This is a genomic window from uncultured Slackia sp. (genome assembly GCF_934630525.1).
Taxonomy (GTDB): domain Bacteria; phylum Actinomycetota; class Coriobacteriia; order Coriobacteriales; family Eggerthellaceae; genus Slackia.
Genome location: NZ_CAKTVX010000001.1, coordinates 151,746 through 167,070, shown reverse-complemented (window position 1 = coordinate 167,070; position 15,325 = coordinate 151,746). Strand labels below are relative to the sequence as shown.

Annotated in this window: 13 protein-coding genes and 1 tRNA gene; 4 read left to right on the top strand and 10 right to left on the bottom strand. The window is 57.9% G+C overall.

Features of this window, described 5'->3' with window-relative positions:
- The first annotated feature begins 3 nt into the window (after positions 1–3).
- Together Q0D41_RS00695 and sufU are read left to right on the top strand one after the other, a co-directional pair.
- On the top strand, positions 4–1,332 hold the full coding sequence (locus Q0D41_RS00695; RefSeq protein ID WP_294373728.1) for an aminotransferase class V-fold PLP-dependent enzyme: 1,329 nt from the start codon (positions 4–6) through the stop codon (positions 1,330–1,332).
- Positions 1,322–1,777 carry a Fe-S cluster assembly sulfur transfer protein SufU gene (gene sufU, locus Q0D41_RS00690; protein WP_123219384.1) on the top strand — a complete coding sequence of 152 codons (456 nt, stop codon included), beginning with the start codon at positions 1,322–1,324 and terminating at the stop codon, positions 1,775–1,777. The genes Q0D41_RS00695 and sufU overlap by 11 nt, the downstream gene beginning before the upstream one ends.
- Before the next feature lie 297 nt (positions 1,778–2,074).
- Here sufU and Q0D41_RS00685 read toward each other — a convergent pair whose 3' ends face one another.
- The 3 genes from Q0D41_RS00685 to Q0D41_RS00675 all read right to left on the bottom strand — a co-directional run bounded on the left by Q0D41_RS00685 (position 2,075) and on the right by Q0D41_RS00675 (position 4,538).
- Positions 2,075–2,230, bottom strand: a complete 156-nt coding sequence (locus Q0D41_RS00685) for a hypothetical protein (RefSeq protein ID WP_294373724.1) — start codon at positions 2,228–2,230, stop codon at positions 2,075–2,077.
- Positions 2,217–3,146 carry an AEC family transporter gene (locus tag Q0D41_RS00680; protein ID WP_294373722.1) on the bottom strand — a complete coding sequence of 310 codons (930 nt, stop codon included), beginning with the start codon at positions 3,144–3,146 and terminating at the stop codon, positions 2,217–2,219. The genes Q0D41_RS00685 and Q0D41_RS00680 overlap by 14 nt, the downstream gene beginning before the upstream one ends.
- A gap of 237 nt (positions 3,147–3,383) precedes the next feature.
- Positions 3,384–4,538 (bottom strand): hypothetical protein, encoded by a 1,155-nt coding sequence (locus Q0D41_RS00675; RefSeq protein ID WP_294373719.1) that lies wholly within the window; start codon positions 4,536–4,538, stop codon positions 3,384–3,386.
- Between the two features lie 394 nt (positions 4,539–4,932).
- On the opposite strand from Q0D41_RS00675, the gene Q0D41_RS00670 reads away from it, so the two are divergent.
- Positions 4,933–5,589 carry a hypothetical protein gene (locus tag Q0D41_RS00670; RefSeq protein WP_294373717.1) on the top strand — a complete coding sequence of 219 codons (657 nt, stop codon included), beginning with the start codon at positions 4,933–4,935 and terminating at the stop codon, positions 5,587–5,589.
- A gap of 337 nt (positions 5,590–5,926) precedes the next feature.
- On the opposite strand, the gene guaD is transcribed toward Q0D41_RS00670, so the two are convergent.
- The 4 genes from guaD to Q0D41_RS00650 all read right to left on the bottom strand — a co-directional run bounded on the left by guaD (position 5,927) and on the right by Q0D41_RS00650 (position 11,042).
- Positions 5,927–7,309 carry a guanine deaminase gene (gene guaD / locus Q0D41_RS00665; protein ID WP_294373713.1) on the bottom strand — a complete coding sequence of 461 codons (1,383 nt, stop codon included), beginning with the start codon at positions 7,307–7,309 and terminating at the stop codon, positions 5,927–5,929.
- A gap of 14 nt (positions 7,310–7,323) precedes the next feature.
- A complete protein-coding gene (locus Q0D41_RS00660; protein ID WP_294373710.1) occupies positions 7,324–9,093 on the bottom strand; it encodes an adenine deaminase in 1,770 nt (589 codons plus the stop codon).
- A 387-nt stretch (positions 9,094–9,480) separates the two neighbouring features.
- A tRNA-Pro gene (locus tag Q0D41_RS00655) sits at positions 9,481–9,557 on the bottom strand.
- A 126-nt stretch (positions 9,558–9,683) separates the two neighbouring features.
- Positions 9,684–11,042 (bottom strand): aminotransferase class III-fold pyridoxal phosphate-dependent enzyme, encoded by a 1,359-nt coding sequence (locus tag Q0D41_RS00650; RefSeq protein WP_294373708.1) that lies wholly within the window; start codon positions 11,040–11,042, stop codon positions 9,684–9,686.
- Between the two features lie 168 nt (positions 11,043–11,210).
- On the opposite strand from Q0D41_RS00650, the gene pyrE reads away from it, so the two are divergent.
- Positions 11,211–11,894, top strand: a complete 684-nt coding sequence (gene pyrE / locus Q0D41_RS00645) for an orotate phosphoribosyltransferase (RefSeq protein ID WP_294373705.1) — start codon at positions 11,211–11,213, stop codon at positions 11,892–11,894.
- A gap of 244 nt (positions 11,895–12,138) precedes the next feature.
- Here the strand turns inward: pyrE and Q0D41_RS00640 are convergent, their stop codons facing one another.
- The 3 genes from Q0D41_RS00640 to der form a co-directional block, all read right to left on the bottom strand.
- Positions 12,139–13,134: an NAD(P)H-dependent glycerol-3-phosphate dehydrogenase gene (locus Q0D41_RS00640; RefSeq protein ID WP_294373701.1), complete on the bottom strand. Its 996-nt coding sequence runs from the start codon at positions 13,132–13,134 to the stop codon at positions 12,139–12,141.
- A gap of 188 nt (positions 13,135–13,322) precedes the next feature.
- Positions 13,323–13,958, bottom strand: a complete 636-nt coding sequence (gene plsY, locus Q0D41_RS00635; RefSeq protein ID WP_294373698.1) for a glycerol-3-phosphate 1-O-acyltransferase PlsY — start codon at positions 13,956–13,958, stop codon at positions 13,323–13,325.
- Between the two features lie 6 nt (positions 13,959–13,964).
- Entirely contained in the window at positions 13,965–15,290 is a 1,326-nt protein-coding gene (der, locus tag Q0D41_RS00630) for a ribosome biogenesis GTPase Der (protein WP_294373695.1), read from the bottom strand.
- Positions 15,291–15,325: the final 35 nt, after the last annotated feature.

Below are 15,325 nucleotides of genomic sequence, written 5' to 3'. Positions count from 1 at the left end.
CTTATGACTGAAACCACCAACACCGCCGCGAGCGCCTGCGCCATCGCCGATGCTGCCCACGCCGCGGCAACTTCGGCCACCGCCCCCGACATCGTGTGCGCGGCCAACATCGCCGAAAACCCTTACAAGCGCGACTTCCCGCTGCTTGCCAACCATCCCGACCTCGCGTTCCTCGACAGCGCCGCAACCGCGCAGCGCCCGAAAACCGTGCTCGACGCCCAGCGCCGCTTCTATGAGGAAATGAACGCGAACGCACTGCGCGGCCTTTACCGCCTGTCCGTTGAAGCAACGGAAGCAATCGACGTGGCGCGCAACCGCGTCGCGAAGTTCATCGGCGCCCCCAAGGCCCAAGATGTCGTGATGTGCCGCAACGCGAGCGAGGCGCTCAACATCGTTGCCAAGGCGTTTGCGCCAACGGTGCTTGAACCGGGCGACGAGGTATGTATCACCATCATGGAGCATCACTCGAACCTCATCCCGTGGCAGCAGGCCTGCCGCGCGGCGGGCGCGAAGCTCGTGTACCTCTACCCCGACGAGAACGGCATTATCACGCCCGAGGAAATGGACGCGAAAATCGGCCCGAAGACGAAGATTCTTTCGTGCGTGCACGTGTCCAACGTTTTAGGCATCGAAAACCCTGTCGAAGAGCTCGGTCGCCGCGTGCATGAACAGGGCGGCTACTTCGTGGTCGACGGCGCTCAGTCCGTGCCGCACGTGAAGGTCGATGTCACCGAAATCGGTTGCGACTTCCTGGCGTTTTCGGCGCACAAGCTCTTCGGCCCCTTCGGCATGGGCGTGCTGTGGGGCAAAGACGAGCTGCTCAACGCCATGCCGCCCTTCCTTACCGGCGGCGAAATGATCGATAACGTGACCGAGCAAGACGCCACCTGGGCGCCCGTTCCCGAGAAGTTCGAGGCCGGCACGCAAGACGCGGCGGGCATCTATGCCACCGCGGCTGCCGTCGCCTACGTCGAATCGGTGGGCATCGACGTCATCGAGGCTCGCGAGAAGGCGCTTGTGGCCTATTGTATGGAAGAGCTCGGCAAGCTCGACTTCATCACTATCATCGGCCACCCCGATGCAGACATGCATCATGGCGTCGTGAGTTTCAACGTGAACGGCATTCACCCGCACGACGTGGCGAGCATCCTCGACATGGACCAGGTCGCCATTCGCGCTGGCCATCATTGCGCCCAGCCGCTTCTCACCTGGCTTGGCGTTGAAAACCTCGCCTGCTGCCGCGCTTCGCTTGCTTTCTACAATGACAAGGGCGATGTCGACAAGCTGGTGGCTGGCCTGAATCGAGTTTGGAGCATGTTCCATGGCGAATAGCGGAATTTATACCACGGCGTTGATGGACCACAACGCCCACCCCGATTACAAATACGAGATGGATGGCGCCACGCATACGCACGAAGGCATCAACCCGAGCTGTGGCGACGAGCTCACGCTGTCGCTGCGTGTCGAGGACGGCGTGATTGAGGAAGCGGCCTTCACCGGCCATGGCTGCGCCGTGAGCCAGGCTTCTGCCGACATGATGGCCGACGTGATTACTGGCGAGACCGTCGAAGAGGCGCTGCGTCTCTCGCAACTGTTCATCGACATGATTAAAGGCAAGGAGCTCACCGAGCAAGACAAAATCGACCTCGATGAAGCCGCCCAGCTGCAGGACATTTCCCACATGCCTGCACGCGTGAAGTGCGCTGAACTCGCTTGGCGCACCCTCGATGGCATGCTGCGCGAAAATGCCGACGCAGCTCCTGCGACCACCGAATAGTTGCTTTCTTCGAAGTTCGTTCGACCTACCGAGGGGGCCTAATTCTCATTCCTTCACAACGTTCCAGGCGTTCAGGAATGAGAATTAGGCCCCCTCTTGGTTTTTATCTTTTCCTCTTGGTTTTTATCTTTTCGAACATCAATCCACGCTATGCCCTGCCTTTCACCCTCTCGCTTTTTTGGGCCAAACAACAGAAAAGCGGCTCCTTCACACCGCATAGAGCGAGAAGGAGCCGCTGATAAAATGGCAAGGCGCCCAAGGGAGGGGTGGCGTCTCGCGTCGGAGGGGATGCGAAAACTATTTCGCCATGGCGTTGCGGGCGGCGATACGGCCGAACACGACGCACTCGCCGATATTGCCCGTGCCCTGGTACATGTTGCCCCAGATGGAGCCGAACTCGCCAGCGGAGTACAGGTTCTCGATCGGGTTGCTGCTCTGCCTACACCGCGACACTCGTCGCAAGCACGATTGCCGTTGCGGCCACAATTGCCTCAACGATCGTGATGCCGTTCGAAAGACCGGCGAGTTTTTCATCGCCGCCGCACCATAAGGTAAAAGTGGGTCCCATGGCGCTCGCAGGAGCCCAAAGAAGAATGCAAATAACGAGTTTCGTCGTGAAATCGAACGGCAAAAGCACGAGCGCCATCAGACAAAATACAATCGAAAACAATGCACGCGCGCCAAGAATAATCGCAACCTTCTTGAGCTTCGCGCCCGCCGACGTAAAGCCGATCATAAGACCGAGCATAAGCATTGCGCAAAATGCGTTCGCATTCGCAATGGGTTCGGTAAAGGCGACGATTTGCTGCGGAATTTGAATATCGAGAATCGCGAGCACGATTAAAACGAGATACGCGTCAAATGACAGTGAACCGAACAGGCGCTTCGCGATGAATTTCAAAGGCTGTTCGATTGGCCCCTTGCCCGTTCTCACAATAAGGCCCATTAGCGCATAGGCGCCGCCTGTCATCATCATGGCGTTTCCCGCATCGAACATGCATACCGCAACAGCCATTTCGGGTGAAAAAAACGCCTGAACGTACGGCAGCGCGAAGCAGCCGATGTTGAAGCCGCAAATATTGAGCATGTAGAAGATTCGGTCGGCCCGCTCGCAGCGCCGGCTCGCGATTGCGGCCACGGCGTACGGAATGAACGCGCACGCGAGTCCAATGGGAACGAGTATCAGAAGCTGCGGCGTGAACTGGGCACTTCCGAACGCGTGCACCACCGAGCAAGGCAGCGTGAACGTGAATACGATTTTCGATACAACTTCGCCGGGGCGTTTTCCGAACGAGCCCGATCGCCCAGCGAAGTATCCAGCGATGATTATCGCCACGAACGCTGCAACCTTTATGAGAACGCCTTCCACGGCGCGCCTCCTCAACGCAAAAAGAACAGTTGCCTAAGGCAAAGCAAGTGAAGGTTATGCGCAGCGCTCCATTCGCCGACCGCCACGAGCCAACGCACAACGCGCAACGTGCCATCCGTCGACACGCCGCTCGCCAACGCGGCGCTCGCTGGCATGCCGCCGCGCTCACCCGAACTTCAGGCAATCAAAAAGGCGCCAGCCGAAGCCAGCGCCTAATTTCATGCTATGGAACAAGCCTTATTCCTGAGGCTCCTTCTTGCCGAAGAGCTTCCAGCGAATAACCTGCACAAGCACCACGACCATGAAGATGATGCCAACGTAGCCCACGAACGGGTAAATGATGTTGATGAGCACCGAGAACTTGAACTGGCCGCCGATGAGGAAGATCACAGCAAGCGCAATGAGCATCGCGCGATACTTCACGGGATCTTTGTCGTCTTTCACGAACAGGTTCGCAACCGAAATCATCATAGGAACAATCGTGTTGTAAATCATGATGATGAGGATGGCCGCGTAAATTGCGCCCATAACGGGGTTGAGCATCTTGGCGAACTCAAGGCCAGGAACCTCAAGCATGTAGACCTGATCGTAGGTGGTGAGCATGCCGAAATTCAGCGCAAGCGCGCACAGACCCAGCAGAATGCCGCCGAGCAGGCCACCCCACAGAGCTTCCTTGCCGTTTTTCGCCTGCGTGCCAACCTTGGAAATGAACGGAACGCCCGCGACGATGTTGTGGGCAACATAGTTCAAGGCAGTCACGATAATGACGATCCACAGCGGAGCCGCGAAATCGACGGCGCGCAGCACGTTGCCCGAAGCGTCAGCGGCAGCGACCATCGCGTCGGCATTAGCAAGGTTGCCCCAGTTCATCGCAGCAGTCACAAGGGACACGCCAACCAAGAACACGATGCAAATGGGAGCCGTGGAACCCAGAACTTTGGTCAGCTTTTCCAGACCGAGCCATGCGCTGCCCAAGGCGATAAGCGCCATAACCGTAGAACCGGCAACCGCGGGAATGCCGAAGTACTGCTCGAACATCGCACCCGAACCAGACGTCATGACGATGCCGACCAGGAAGCAGAATAGCACCGAGAAAATATCCATGAACGTGCCGAAATACTTGCCGCAGTAGTGGCGGAATGCGGAGAAGTGCTCCGATTTCGCGAACTTCCAGCCGTAATACGTAACGGCCGCGCACATAAGCGCGAACAGCACCATGGTAAGCACGGCGCCCCACACGCCCGGAATGCCGTACGCCGTGAAGTACTGCATGACTTCCTGGCCCGACGCAAAACCGGAACCGACGAGCGTGCCAACGACGGCGCCGCCGATTTGCAGCACGCGCCCAGCACTGGACTTTTCTTTGGTTGACTCTTTGACTTCTTCAGCCATGGCCAAACCTCCTTGTCTCAAGCGCGAAGTCCCTTCACCAGGCAGTGTGGCGACCTTTGACATTCGCCCGCGCATCCCAAATGAAACGCCCGCGAATGCCTCCTGGCATTCTTCACGTGCATGGCGCTTCGCGCTATCGCTCTTGCACGCTTCTTTGGGACAAATCGATATCGCTTGTCCCAAGTTAAGAAGCTGTTATATCAAACGAAGATTTCCGATTTGTTACGAAGATGTCACAGTTGGAAAATACAGGCGAGTTCCTATGGGATTCCAAAGCAATCATACGAGCGAATGAATGAACAATCGAACATTTGTGCCTTTTTCGAAAGCGCGCTTTCCTCAGGTACCGAGGTGTTAGAATCAGACGCTGTTTCCAAAAGAAGAGGTTGAATCCATGAAAATACACAACGGCGTACAACTGAGCGACGTTGAATACGAAGAGCTGCTTACGCTCGCAGAAGCCGCCGATAGCGGCGAAGATGTTATGCTCGCGGCCTTTATGAGGCTGTGCCCTACCGGCCAAGAAGGCGCATTCGACGAATCGATCGTAGCAGCGTATGCCGCACTCGCCGATTTGGGCTTTATCGAAGGCGTGCAAGAAGGCGGCGAATTCTTCTTCGAAGACATCACGCCGGCTGGCCGCTCGCTCACCAACCCCACCTTCGCTGCAAATCGAGGCGACGAATCCGCCTTGTTCGACGAAGCCGTTTCCTTCAACGAGTCCGAAGCGTTCGATGAGCCCGCGACATTCGATGAGCCTATCGATGTTGCGGCAGAAGATGCGCAAAGCGACCACGAACGCACCGCGCACGCCGAGCCGCAGCCGCATTTCGAAACCGAGGCCTCCGAAGCGTATGGCGAAAACGACGACGACAGCGAATCGCTTGAAGAGGCCAACGAACAGACCGAAGCCTCAAACAATGGGGCATCTGGCAGCGCGCTCGCAGCGCTTTTCGAAAATCCCGCAACCAAGCAGGCCGTTATCGCGGGTGCCGTAGCAGGCTTTGTCGCGGGCGCCATTGCCGCGGCCATCGTGTGCTTCGTGCTGTAAACGAGTTTTTTGAAGCTCTCGATGCGCCGGGAGCCAAAGCATTCAGCGCATCGAACAACTCATCTCGAAAAAGAGAGGCCCAGGAGACAGCTACGTGCCTCCTGGGCCTTCTGTAGGTCTTCTGTGGCTCCCGAACCTCCTGGGCCTCTAGACCTCCTGAGCCTCCCCGCACATCAGAGCGTTCGAATGCAGCCATCCTATTGCTCTCGCTGCGTTATCGAGCACCTTATGTACCCCTCAACATCCTTGCCGCACAATCGAACACTCGTGCCGTACTACTGTGCAACCTTGTCGCGCACTCGAGCGCCCATGCGCGCTACCTCGCATCTTCCTCGCGCTATCGAGCATCCTTATCGCACACAAGGCGCCCTTGCGCATAAACCTTGCGCACATTATCGGGCGTCGATAAATACAGAATGCGAGCCAAGCGGTCAATTGGGCTGTCAAATACGCCAAAGCCCGTAAGGTCGCAATCGGGCCGCTTGGTATCGACCACTTGCATATCGAATGCACGGCCCGGCTCGAACGTGCCAACCGGCAGACCGAGAGCCTCGGCGCCACCCGTCGTAGCAAGCCAGAACGACTCCACGATCGACACGCGCGTGCCCTCGCCCAATCCGCCGCGTTCATCAGGCGGCAGCATCGCATTCACGCCCGTTTCAAGAAGACGCGAAACGAGAACCGCCTGGCGAATATTCTCGTACATGCTCGGGCTATAACCGCCCGAGATATCGGTGCCAAGACCCACGTGAATGCCCTGCTTGCGGAAGCGTTGGATCGGAGCCACCGCGCTCGAGAAATACGAATTCGCCATAGGGCAATGGGCAATCGCCACGCCCAGCTCGGCGAACATCTCGCCCTCTTCCTCCGTGACGTACGGACAATGCGCCATGATGGTGAGTTCGTTCACCAAGCCGAAATCGCGAAGCGCATACGGGTCGGTTTTCCCAAAACGCTCCAGCACCACATCGTGCTCCCATTGGCCCTCGTTGCAATGGGTTTGCACGTAGGCGCCCGTTGAAGCCGCAAGGTCGCCCAGACCGCGCAGCACTTCATCGGTGCAGCTCGGAATGAAGCGCGGCGTGATAACTGGCCAAATGCCCTGTTTGCTCGCGCGGCCAATAGCTTCGACTTCCTTAATAAGCGTTGCCGTATCGGCGACAGCCTGCGCAGGCGAAGCATCGCGATAATATTCGGGGTTCGCAGCCGGGTCGTCCATGACCGTTTTACCGACAAGTGCGCGCTGGCCCTTTTCGGCGCAAATCGCCGCAAGCTCGATGCTCGATTCCAAATGCGCGCTTCCCAAATACACCGTGGTCGTCGAGCCGCGCGCGAGCAAAGCATCCACGAGGTCGCCGTACACGCGGCGCGCGAATTCCATATCAGAGAATTTCGACTCCAAGGGAAACGTGCGCTGCTCGAGCCACAAATACAGAGGCTCATCGAGCGCAAGCGCGGCCTGGGGCCATTGCGGAGCGTGAACATGAATGTCCACGAAGCCAGGCAGCCCGAAACGCCCCTCTCCCAGCTCTACGAGCATGTCGCGATCGCGATAGGCCTCAAGAAGGTCGCGCTTGCACGGGTCGTCGTTCGTCACGACGCGCACGATGACGCCATCGCCATCAACTTCGATAAGCGTGTCTTCCAAATACTCGAATTCGCCATACACGGGAGCATGGAAAAACGAGCCGTAGTACGCGCTTTTCACTTCCTTCGACATGAAACCCCCTCGCGTTATTCCACGACGCCCTTGATGGGGTCCTCAATTTGTAGCGTCAGCACGTTGATGAACCCATGGTCGGTAATGGCGCACGCGGGCAACGCCGCCAGGCAAATGAACGACAGGAACATGAACGGGATGGAAATGATGCAGCCGCGCTCAGCGCACGCCGCATTCAACGCGCTCTTCTTCGCCGCGAGCTCCTCGCACGAAAGGTCGGAAAGCAAGCCGCAAATAGGATATTCGACGCATTCAATAACCTCGCCGCCGTCGACGAGGCACTGTCCGCCGCCGATCTCAACGAGATGGTTCACCGCAATCGACATGTCTTCGAAGTTCGTGCCCATAACGATGATGTTGTGATTGTCGTGTCCCACCGACGAGGCAATGGCGCCGCTCGTCATATGGAAGCCGCCCATAAACGCCTTGCCCACGTTGCCGTTCTTGCCATAACGCTCAACCTGCGCGATATAGAGCACGTCCTGGTCGACATCGCACGCCACGTAGCCGTCGACGCAAGCGAGCTCAACCTCGCGCGGCTGGGTGATGGGAATCCACGGCAGCGTGTCCATGCATGTGGCCTTCACGCGCGTGGCGCCTTCGGGAGCCGCGATCTTGAAGCTCTCGGGCGTGATGGGGTTCAGAAGCGTCATCGTGTTCAACAGGCACGGGTCATGCTGGGCGATTTCGTAATGCACGAGCATTTCGCCATGGTCGACAACCTGCTTGCCACGCGACCACACACTCACCACGTTGAAATCGTCGGCCGTATCGCCTGACACGATATTGATATCGGCACGCTTGCCCGGCGCCAGTGCGCCGATGTCGGTCAGCTCGAACGCGCGCGCCGCGTTGATAGTCACCATTTGAATAGCCTTCACGAACGGCAGGCCGCTGCCAAGGGCGAGCTTCAAATGGTGATCGAGGTGCCCCGTCTCGTTCAGGTCGCAGCAATGCAGGTCGTCGGTCACGATGCTCATCATCGAAGTATCGATGTCTTTGCCCACGATGCATTCGAGCTGCTGCGCAAGCGTGCGCGCAGCCGACGATTCGCGCAGCATCGCATGAACGCCCACGCGAGCGCGGTCCATGATTTCGTCGGCCGAAAGCGCCTCGTGGCACGTTGAGATGCCCGCAGCTGCGCACTTGTTCAAATCGGCGCCCTTCATGTCGACCAAATGACCTTGGGCGGTCATGCCCTTCATGCCCGCAACGTCGTCGAGGGATTCCAGAAGATCGGGCAAATCGGCCAGAACATAAGGACCAACGCATTCGGAAATGCCTACCGCGTCGGGGCGCTTAAGCGCTTCGCGAATAATCTCGGGATTGAAGGAACCGCCGCTTGTTTCAAGCGCGGGCGAGAAAGGAACATGGGAGGGCACGACGAAATACAGGTTCAAATCGGTCGCCTGGTTTTCCTCGATTACCGCCTCTATGCCTTCAAGGCCGCTCACCACGCCCACTTCGTGCAGGTCGGTCATAATCGACGTCGTACCATGCTTGAGCACCGCTTCTGCGAAAGGCCGAATGGCCAAGTCGGAGCTTTCGGGATGAATATGGCCATCGATGAAGCCCGGCGTAATGAAGGCGCCTTCGGCATCGATGGTCTTCGTGCCTTCGCCGATGCAGTAATCCACATCGCCGACCGCGGCAATCGTTTGACCGCTTATCGCCACGCCGCCATCGTAGATTTCACCTGTGTACACATTCACGATGCGACCGTTCGAAATCACGACGTCCGCCGGCTTGCTGCCGCCCGCTACCGCAAGAAGTTCCTTGTCCATGTGCCATTCCTTTCAAAAAACCGCTCTTGCAACTGCACTGAGCAATGTAACACCCAGCGAGCGAGTTTTTCGTTCGAAAGAGAGAAATGTTTTCCCACTTGAAGCCTTGTTTTTACAGGCCGTTTCAAATGCCATATCATCGCACCGTGAAAAGCCCCAACGTGGCAAGATGTGCGAGATAGGGATCACAATTGCATCAGGGTCGCTGCGAATTGGCTGAATACGCGACAAGGGGGCCTGATTGCAGCAGAGTCACTGCGCATTGTCAGAAAATTTTTGTCCTATAAGCCCCGATTTACTACCAATGCGACGCCAAGGCCGCTGCCAAGCCCGAGACAAATAAAAAAGCAGGCCAGACTTTTTATCATCTGACCTGCTCTAATAAGCTGGTCGGGTTGACAGGATTTGAACCTGCGACCCCTTGACCCCCAGTCAAGTGCGCTACCAAACTGCGCCACAACCCGTTGCGGTTTCGAGCTCTTCGCTCAAACGCAAGACGTTAGTATACGCATCTCTCCCATGCCGCGCAAGCGTTATTTTCAACTTTTTTTGAAAATATGTCGCACCGCAGCAAAAAGGCGCGCCGACGATTACCAACCCGCTTGGTTTACCAGCACGTCGTCAGAAATCTCGCCCGCTTCATATTCCGAAATCGCCTGATTAGCAATCGCGAAGCCGCGACGCAATTCTTCCTCGGTGATATTAAGCGGCGGCTGAATGCGCAAAATATTGTCGGCGACCGAAATCATGAGCAAGCCCAACTCGTAAGAGCGATACACGATTTTGAACGTGCCCGTGGTATCGGCCTTCATAGAACCGTCTTCGCCCTTCTTCACCACAGCCAAGCCACGGGACATGCCAACGCCACGAATGAAACCGATCGTATTGGGGTGGTCGGCCATCGTCTGCTCGAGAAGCTCGAGCATCACGCGTTCGTTGCGCTTCAAAATGCCCTGGAATTCATCGGTTTGGTAATAGTCGAACGCCGCGCAGCCAGCCGCGCACGCGATGGCGTTGCCGCCAAGCGTGAACAGATGCGCCGGCGCAGGCAAGCTCTCCATAATGTCTTTGCGGGCCATGAACGCGCCCAAGGTAAGGCTCGCGCCCACGGATTTGCCCATGATGACGCCATCGGGCACGATGCCATCGAAGCATTCGATGCCGAACCAATGGCCGTCGCGCCAAAATGCCTGCTGCACCTCTTCGGAAATGAACAGAATGCCGTACTTTTTGCACAGGTCATAGAGCGCATGCATGAACTTGTCATTCGCCAAATTCAAGCCGCCGTCGCCCTGCACGGGCTCGATGATGACCGCGGCCACCTCTTCAGCGGGCAAATACGTGTCGAATGCCTCCTGAATCTCTTTCACATACCACTCGGCGGGCATGTCGGGCGCTTCGGAGCCGTAGAACGGGAAATGGTAGATATCGCCCATGAACGGGCCCATTTTCGATGCCATGCGCGTGGTAACGCACGAAAGCGCGATGGAGCCGTACGTAGAGCCATGGTAAGCATTGATGAACGTGATGATCTTCCGGCGGCCGGTATAGGCGCGCGCGAACTTCACCGCGGCGTCGTTGCAGTCGGAACCGCAGTTGCCGAACGCGATGCGCACGTCTTCAGCGGGACGACCGGGAAACACCGAGCACAGGCGCTCGGCATACTCGATCGTCGCAGGGCTGTACGTGTAGGCCGCGGTGTACTGCGTGCACTTCGCCAGCTGCTCCTGAATGCCCGCGGTAATGTGCTCGTTGCAACTCCCCAAGTTCAGCGAGGAGGCGCTCGTGAGGAAGTCGATGAACTCGTTGCCGTCGGTATCGACTACCGTGGAATCTTTCGCATGGTCAACCGCCAGCGGAAAATACGACAGGTGCTGACACGGCGCAATCACCTTCTTGTCGCGCTCGACCCATTGCTTACACACGTCTTGCTTGATGGATTCGCCCATGCTATCGCCTTCCGTCATAATCCGCCCCGCGTCAAAAACCGCGCAGACGATGGCCTTTTGCGGCCCTTACGCTAAACGCTGCCGATTATAGAACCAAATCGGGTATCATGGCGAATAGTTTATAGCCCAGCCGTTGGGGCCGGGCGCGAATCGAAGGAGTTCAGCGGAATGGAAGATTACAAACGCGAATTCATCGAGTTCATGGTTGAAAGCGATGTGCTCAAATTCGGCGAGTTCACCCTGAAAAGCGGCCGCAAGTCGCCGTTCTTCATGAATGCGGGCGCCTATGTGACGGGCGAGCAGCTCAAGCGCCTGGGCGAGTACTACGCCAAGGCCATTCATGACAACTTCGGCCTCGACTTCGACGTCGTGTTCGGCCCTGCCTACAAGGGTATTCCGCTGGCCGTCGTAACCGCCATCGCGCTGCAGGAGCTCTATGGCAAAGAGGTGCGTTACTGCTGCAACCGCAAAGAGGCCAAAGACCACGGCGCCGATGCGGGCAACCTGCTGGGCGCGACCCTCAACGACGGCGACCGCGTGATCATGGTCGAAGACGTGACCACCTCGGGCAAGTCGATCGACGAGACCTACCCCATTGTGACGGGCGCTGCAAACGTCGAGGTCAAGGGTCTTATCGTGTCGCTCAACCGCATGGAGGTCGGCAAGGGCGGCGTAACCACCGCGCAGAAGGAAATCCAGGCGAAGTACGGCTTCCCCGTAGCCAGCATCGTGAGCATGGCAGAAGTGACCGAAGCTCTGCACAACCACGAAATCGACGGCAAGGTCGTTATCAACGACGACATCAAGGCCGCCATCGACAAGTACTACGAGCAGTACGGCGCGAAGGAATAGCACCAGGACAAGAACGCAAAGGCGCAACTTTGGTTGCGCCTTTTCTTTTGCTTCGATTCAATCGGGCGGCACGATCATGCTTCGACTCGTCCCGATAAAACGATGCGGGCAGCGCCCGAGGCGATCTAAATTTGCCCTAGGGATCATCCGTCTCGTTCATTCCGCCATACGCCGCCGAATGTACCGAGGGGCTCATTCTCGCATCTTTTGAAACTGTCCCCTCGCCGCGCGGCCTTCGAGTGGTCTAATAGAACTCAGGCTTCAACTCGCGACCGAACAGCTGCGCGGCAGCCTGCTCCAAGTTGGACCCTTCCCACACCACACGACGCACGGTTTCGGCAATGGGCAGCTCAACTCCCACCGATTCGGCGAGCGACATGAGCGTGCGACACGCAAGCGCGCCTTCGACCACCATATGGGTTTCAGCTTTGTACTGCTCAAGCGTTGTGCCCTGGGCCAGACGATAGCCGAACGTGCGATTACGTGAATGCTCACTCGTGCATGTAGCAATGAGGTCGCCCACGCCCGCCAGGCCTAAGCATGTCATGGGCATGCCGCCGCACGCGGCGACCAAGCGGCTCATTTCCGCCAGACCGCGCGTCATCAAAAGCGACGCCGTATTGTCGCCATACCCCATGCCATACGACAGGCCGCACGCGATGGCGACCACGTTTTTCGCAGCCGCGCACACTTCAACGCCGATCACATCTTCGCTGATGTAGGTGCGGAAGGCATCGGTAGCGAAAAGCTCTTGGAAAAAGCGGGCAGTCTGCTCGCTTTGTGAGGCGATCACCGTGCCGGCAGGAATGCCAAGAATCACTTCTTCGGCATGGTTGGGGCCGGCAAGCGCCGCCAGGCGGCTCGCATTGCCCAGTTCGGCCTCAAGCACCTCGACCGGAACAAGGCCGCTCCCCTCTTCGACGCCCTTGCAGCACACCACGATAGGAGTGTCGCCGTTGATGTACGGCGCGATGTTCGCGCACGTTTGGCGAATCACGGCCGAAGGGGTCACAATAACCACGGCGCACGTGTCGGAAAGCACTTCCTCGAAACTCGTCGATGCCTTCACATGGGAATCAATCGTGCAGCCAATAAGATACCGTGGATTTTCGTGGCGCTCGTTTACGCCATCGCATACTTCCTGTTTGCGGGCCCAGAGCATCACATCGTTGCCGCCAAGTCCCAAAACGTGGGCAAGAGCCGTGCCCCACGACCCAGCGCCAATAACCGAAACCTTCATTTCGACCTCCAGCAAAGAAAGCTGCGCGCCCGACAATAGTCAGCGAGAGCGAGCGAAGTACCACAGATCAGCTTGAAATCAAGGCGCCGCGTCGCAGAGCTCCGCAAGACGAAGATTCAAAGCCAAGATGCAGTGCATCGCTCGCTTGCAGCGTCGGCATAATTCATCGTTCGTCAGAACGGCGAACGTTACTTTTTCGAACCCACGCGGCGCTCGTTGCCCGCGCGCAAACGCTCGATGTTGCCACGATGGGCCCACACGACCGTCATGCCCGTGACGAAATAGCACGCGATGGCGCCCCAATCGCCCCAGAACAGGAAGCATGCAATAACCGGGCACAGCGCAGCGGATGCGATGGAGCCCACTGAAACATAGCGCGTAAGCACGACGAGCACGGCGAAAATGCCGAACAGCTCGATGCACGCCGCCGCAGGACCCCAGCACACGAACAGCGCGCCAATGGCCACGGCAATGCCTTTGCCACCGTGAAAGCCCAGCCATGGGCTGAAAATATGGCCCAAGGTGCAGCCCATCGTCGCTACGCCGAGCAGGGTTTCATAGCTGACGAAGCCGCCCGTCAAAAGCGACGCCGCGCCCATGCCAATGAAGCCCGACGCGACACCCTTGCCGAAATCGAGCAGGAATACCGCGGCGCCTCCCTTTTTGCCCATCGTGCGCATGGCGTTCGTAGTACCGATGTTGCCGCTACCATGCTCGCGAATATCAGTGTGATAAAACACCTTGGAAATAATGAGGCCCCAAGGAATCGAACCGAGCAAAAACGCCGCGACAAACACGCCAAGCGCGACCAATGCATCTATCATGTTCCGCTAGTCCTTCTTCTTGAACTTCCAACGAATGGGCGTGCCCTCGAAATCGAACGTATCTCGGAAGCGATTTTCGAGGAAGCGCTGATAGTTGTCGTTTTCACGCACCAAGTCGGGCTGATTGCAGAACAGCGTGAACTCAGGCGGGCAAATGTGCGTTTGTGTCATGTACTTCAGCTTCAGCACCGCCTTGCCCTTGCGCACGGTGTGGCCGAATTCGCGCACGCCCTCGAGCCACGCGTTGAGCTTGCTCGTGGAAACCTGGCGGCTGAAGGCGTCATATGCCTTGTCGATGGCGTCCCAAATGCGCAGCACGCCTTTGCCAGTGAGCGCCGAAATGCTGATAACGGGCGCATAGCCCACATACATCATGCGGTCGTGAATGCGATCGCGCAAATCTTCGAGCTGCTCGCCCGATTCCACGATGTCGCGCTTATTGAGCAGAATCACCATGGCGCAGCCGCGCTCCTGCGCGTAGCCGGCGACTTTCTGGTCTTGGTCGGTAAGACCGAGCGTGGCATCGATCACGAGCAGGCACACGTCGGCGCGGTCGATGGCGCGCATCGCGCGAACGAAGCTGTAGTATTCGACATCTTGGTCGATTTTGCTCTTGGCGCGCAGGCCCGCCGTGTCGACAATCTTGTATTTCTTGCCGTCATGCTCAACCACGGTATCGATTGCATCGCGCGTCGTGCCGGCGACATCGCTCACGATAGAGCGGTCGACGCCGATAAGGCGGTTCGTGAGCGAGCTTTTGCCCGCATTCGGACGGCCGATAATAGCGACGTTGATGACTTCCTCTTCCTCAACTTCCTCATGCTCGGGAAGCTTGGCGAGCTCTTCGACGACCTCGTCGAGCAAGTCACCCGTACCGTGGCCATGCGAAGCGGAAATGGGGCGCGGGTCGCCCAGGCCCAGACTGTAGAACTCCCACAGGGCCTCGTCTTCCTTATCGGGATTGTCGAGCTTATTCACCGTAAGCAACACGGGTTTGCCGCTCTTGCGCAGCACGCGGGCCACTTCGATGTCGTCGGGCGTAGCGCCCGTGCGGCCGTCGACGAGGAAAATCACGACGTCGGCCTCGTTCGCGCCAGCAAACGCCTGCTCGCGAATGGATTTCTGGAACGCGTCCTCGTCGCCCATCTCGATGCCGCCGGTATCGATGAGCGTGAAGTGCACACCATTCCAATCGGCCTCATGATAAGAGCGGTCGCGCGTGACGCCGCGCATTTCGTGAACGATGGCCTCGTTCTTGCGGGCAATGCGGTTGACAAGCGTGGACTTGCCCACGTTGGGGCGGCCCACAATAGCAACGACAGGTAAAGCCATGGTTGATCCTCAATCTATAATTGGTTGCGACATGA

Bases quoted from the DNA above. Each gene is read 5' to 3' on its own strand.
- plsY (WP_294373698.1), bottom strand. From the start codon at position 13,958: ATGATAGATGCATTGGTCGCGCTTGGCGTGTTTGTCGCGGCGTTTTTG.
- Q0D41_RS00640 (WP_294373701.1), bottom strand. From the start codon at position 13,134: ATGAAGGTTTCGGTTATTGGCGCTGGGTCGTGGGGCACGGCTCTTGCC.
- Q0D41_RS00675 (WP_294373719.1), bottom strand. From the start codon at position 4,538: ATGGCTGAAGAAGTCAAAGAGTCAACCAAAGAAAAGTCCAGTGCTGGG.
- Q0D41_RS00695 (WP_294373728.1), top strand. From the start codon at position 4: ATGACTGAAACCACCAACACCGCCGCGAGCGCCTGCGCCATCGCCGAT.
- pyrE (WP_294373705.1), top strand. From the start codon at position 11,211: ATGGAAGATTACAAACGCGAATTCATCGAGTTCATGGTTGAAAGCGAT.
- Q0D41_RS00650 (WP_294373708.1), bottom strand. From the start codon at position 11,042: ATGGGCGAATCCATCAAGCAAGACGTGTGTAAGCAATGGGTCGAGCGC.
- sufU (WP_123219384.1), top strand. From the start codon at position 1,322: ATGGCGAATAGCGGAATTTATACCACGGCGTTGATGGACCACAACGCC.
- Q0D41_RS00670 (WP_294373717.1), top strand. From the start codon at position 4,933: ATGAAAATACACAACGGCGTACAACTGAGCGACGTTGAATACGAAGAG.
- der (WP_294373695.1), bottom strand. From the start codon at position 15,290: ATGGCTTTACCTGTCGTTGCTATTGTGGGCCGCCCCAACGTGGGCAAG.
- Q0D41_RS00660 (WP_294373710.1), bottom strand. From the start codon at position 9,093: ATGGACAAGGAACTTCTTGCGGTAGCGGGCGGCAGCAAGCCGGCGGAC.
- guaD (WP_294373713.1), bottom strand. From the start codon at position 7,309: ATGTCGAAGGAAGTGAAAAGCGCGTACTACGGCTCGTTTTTCCATGCT.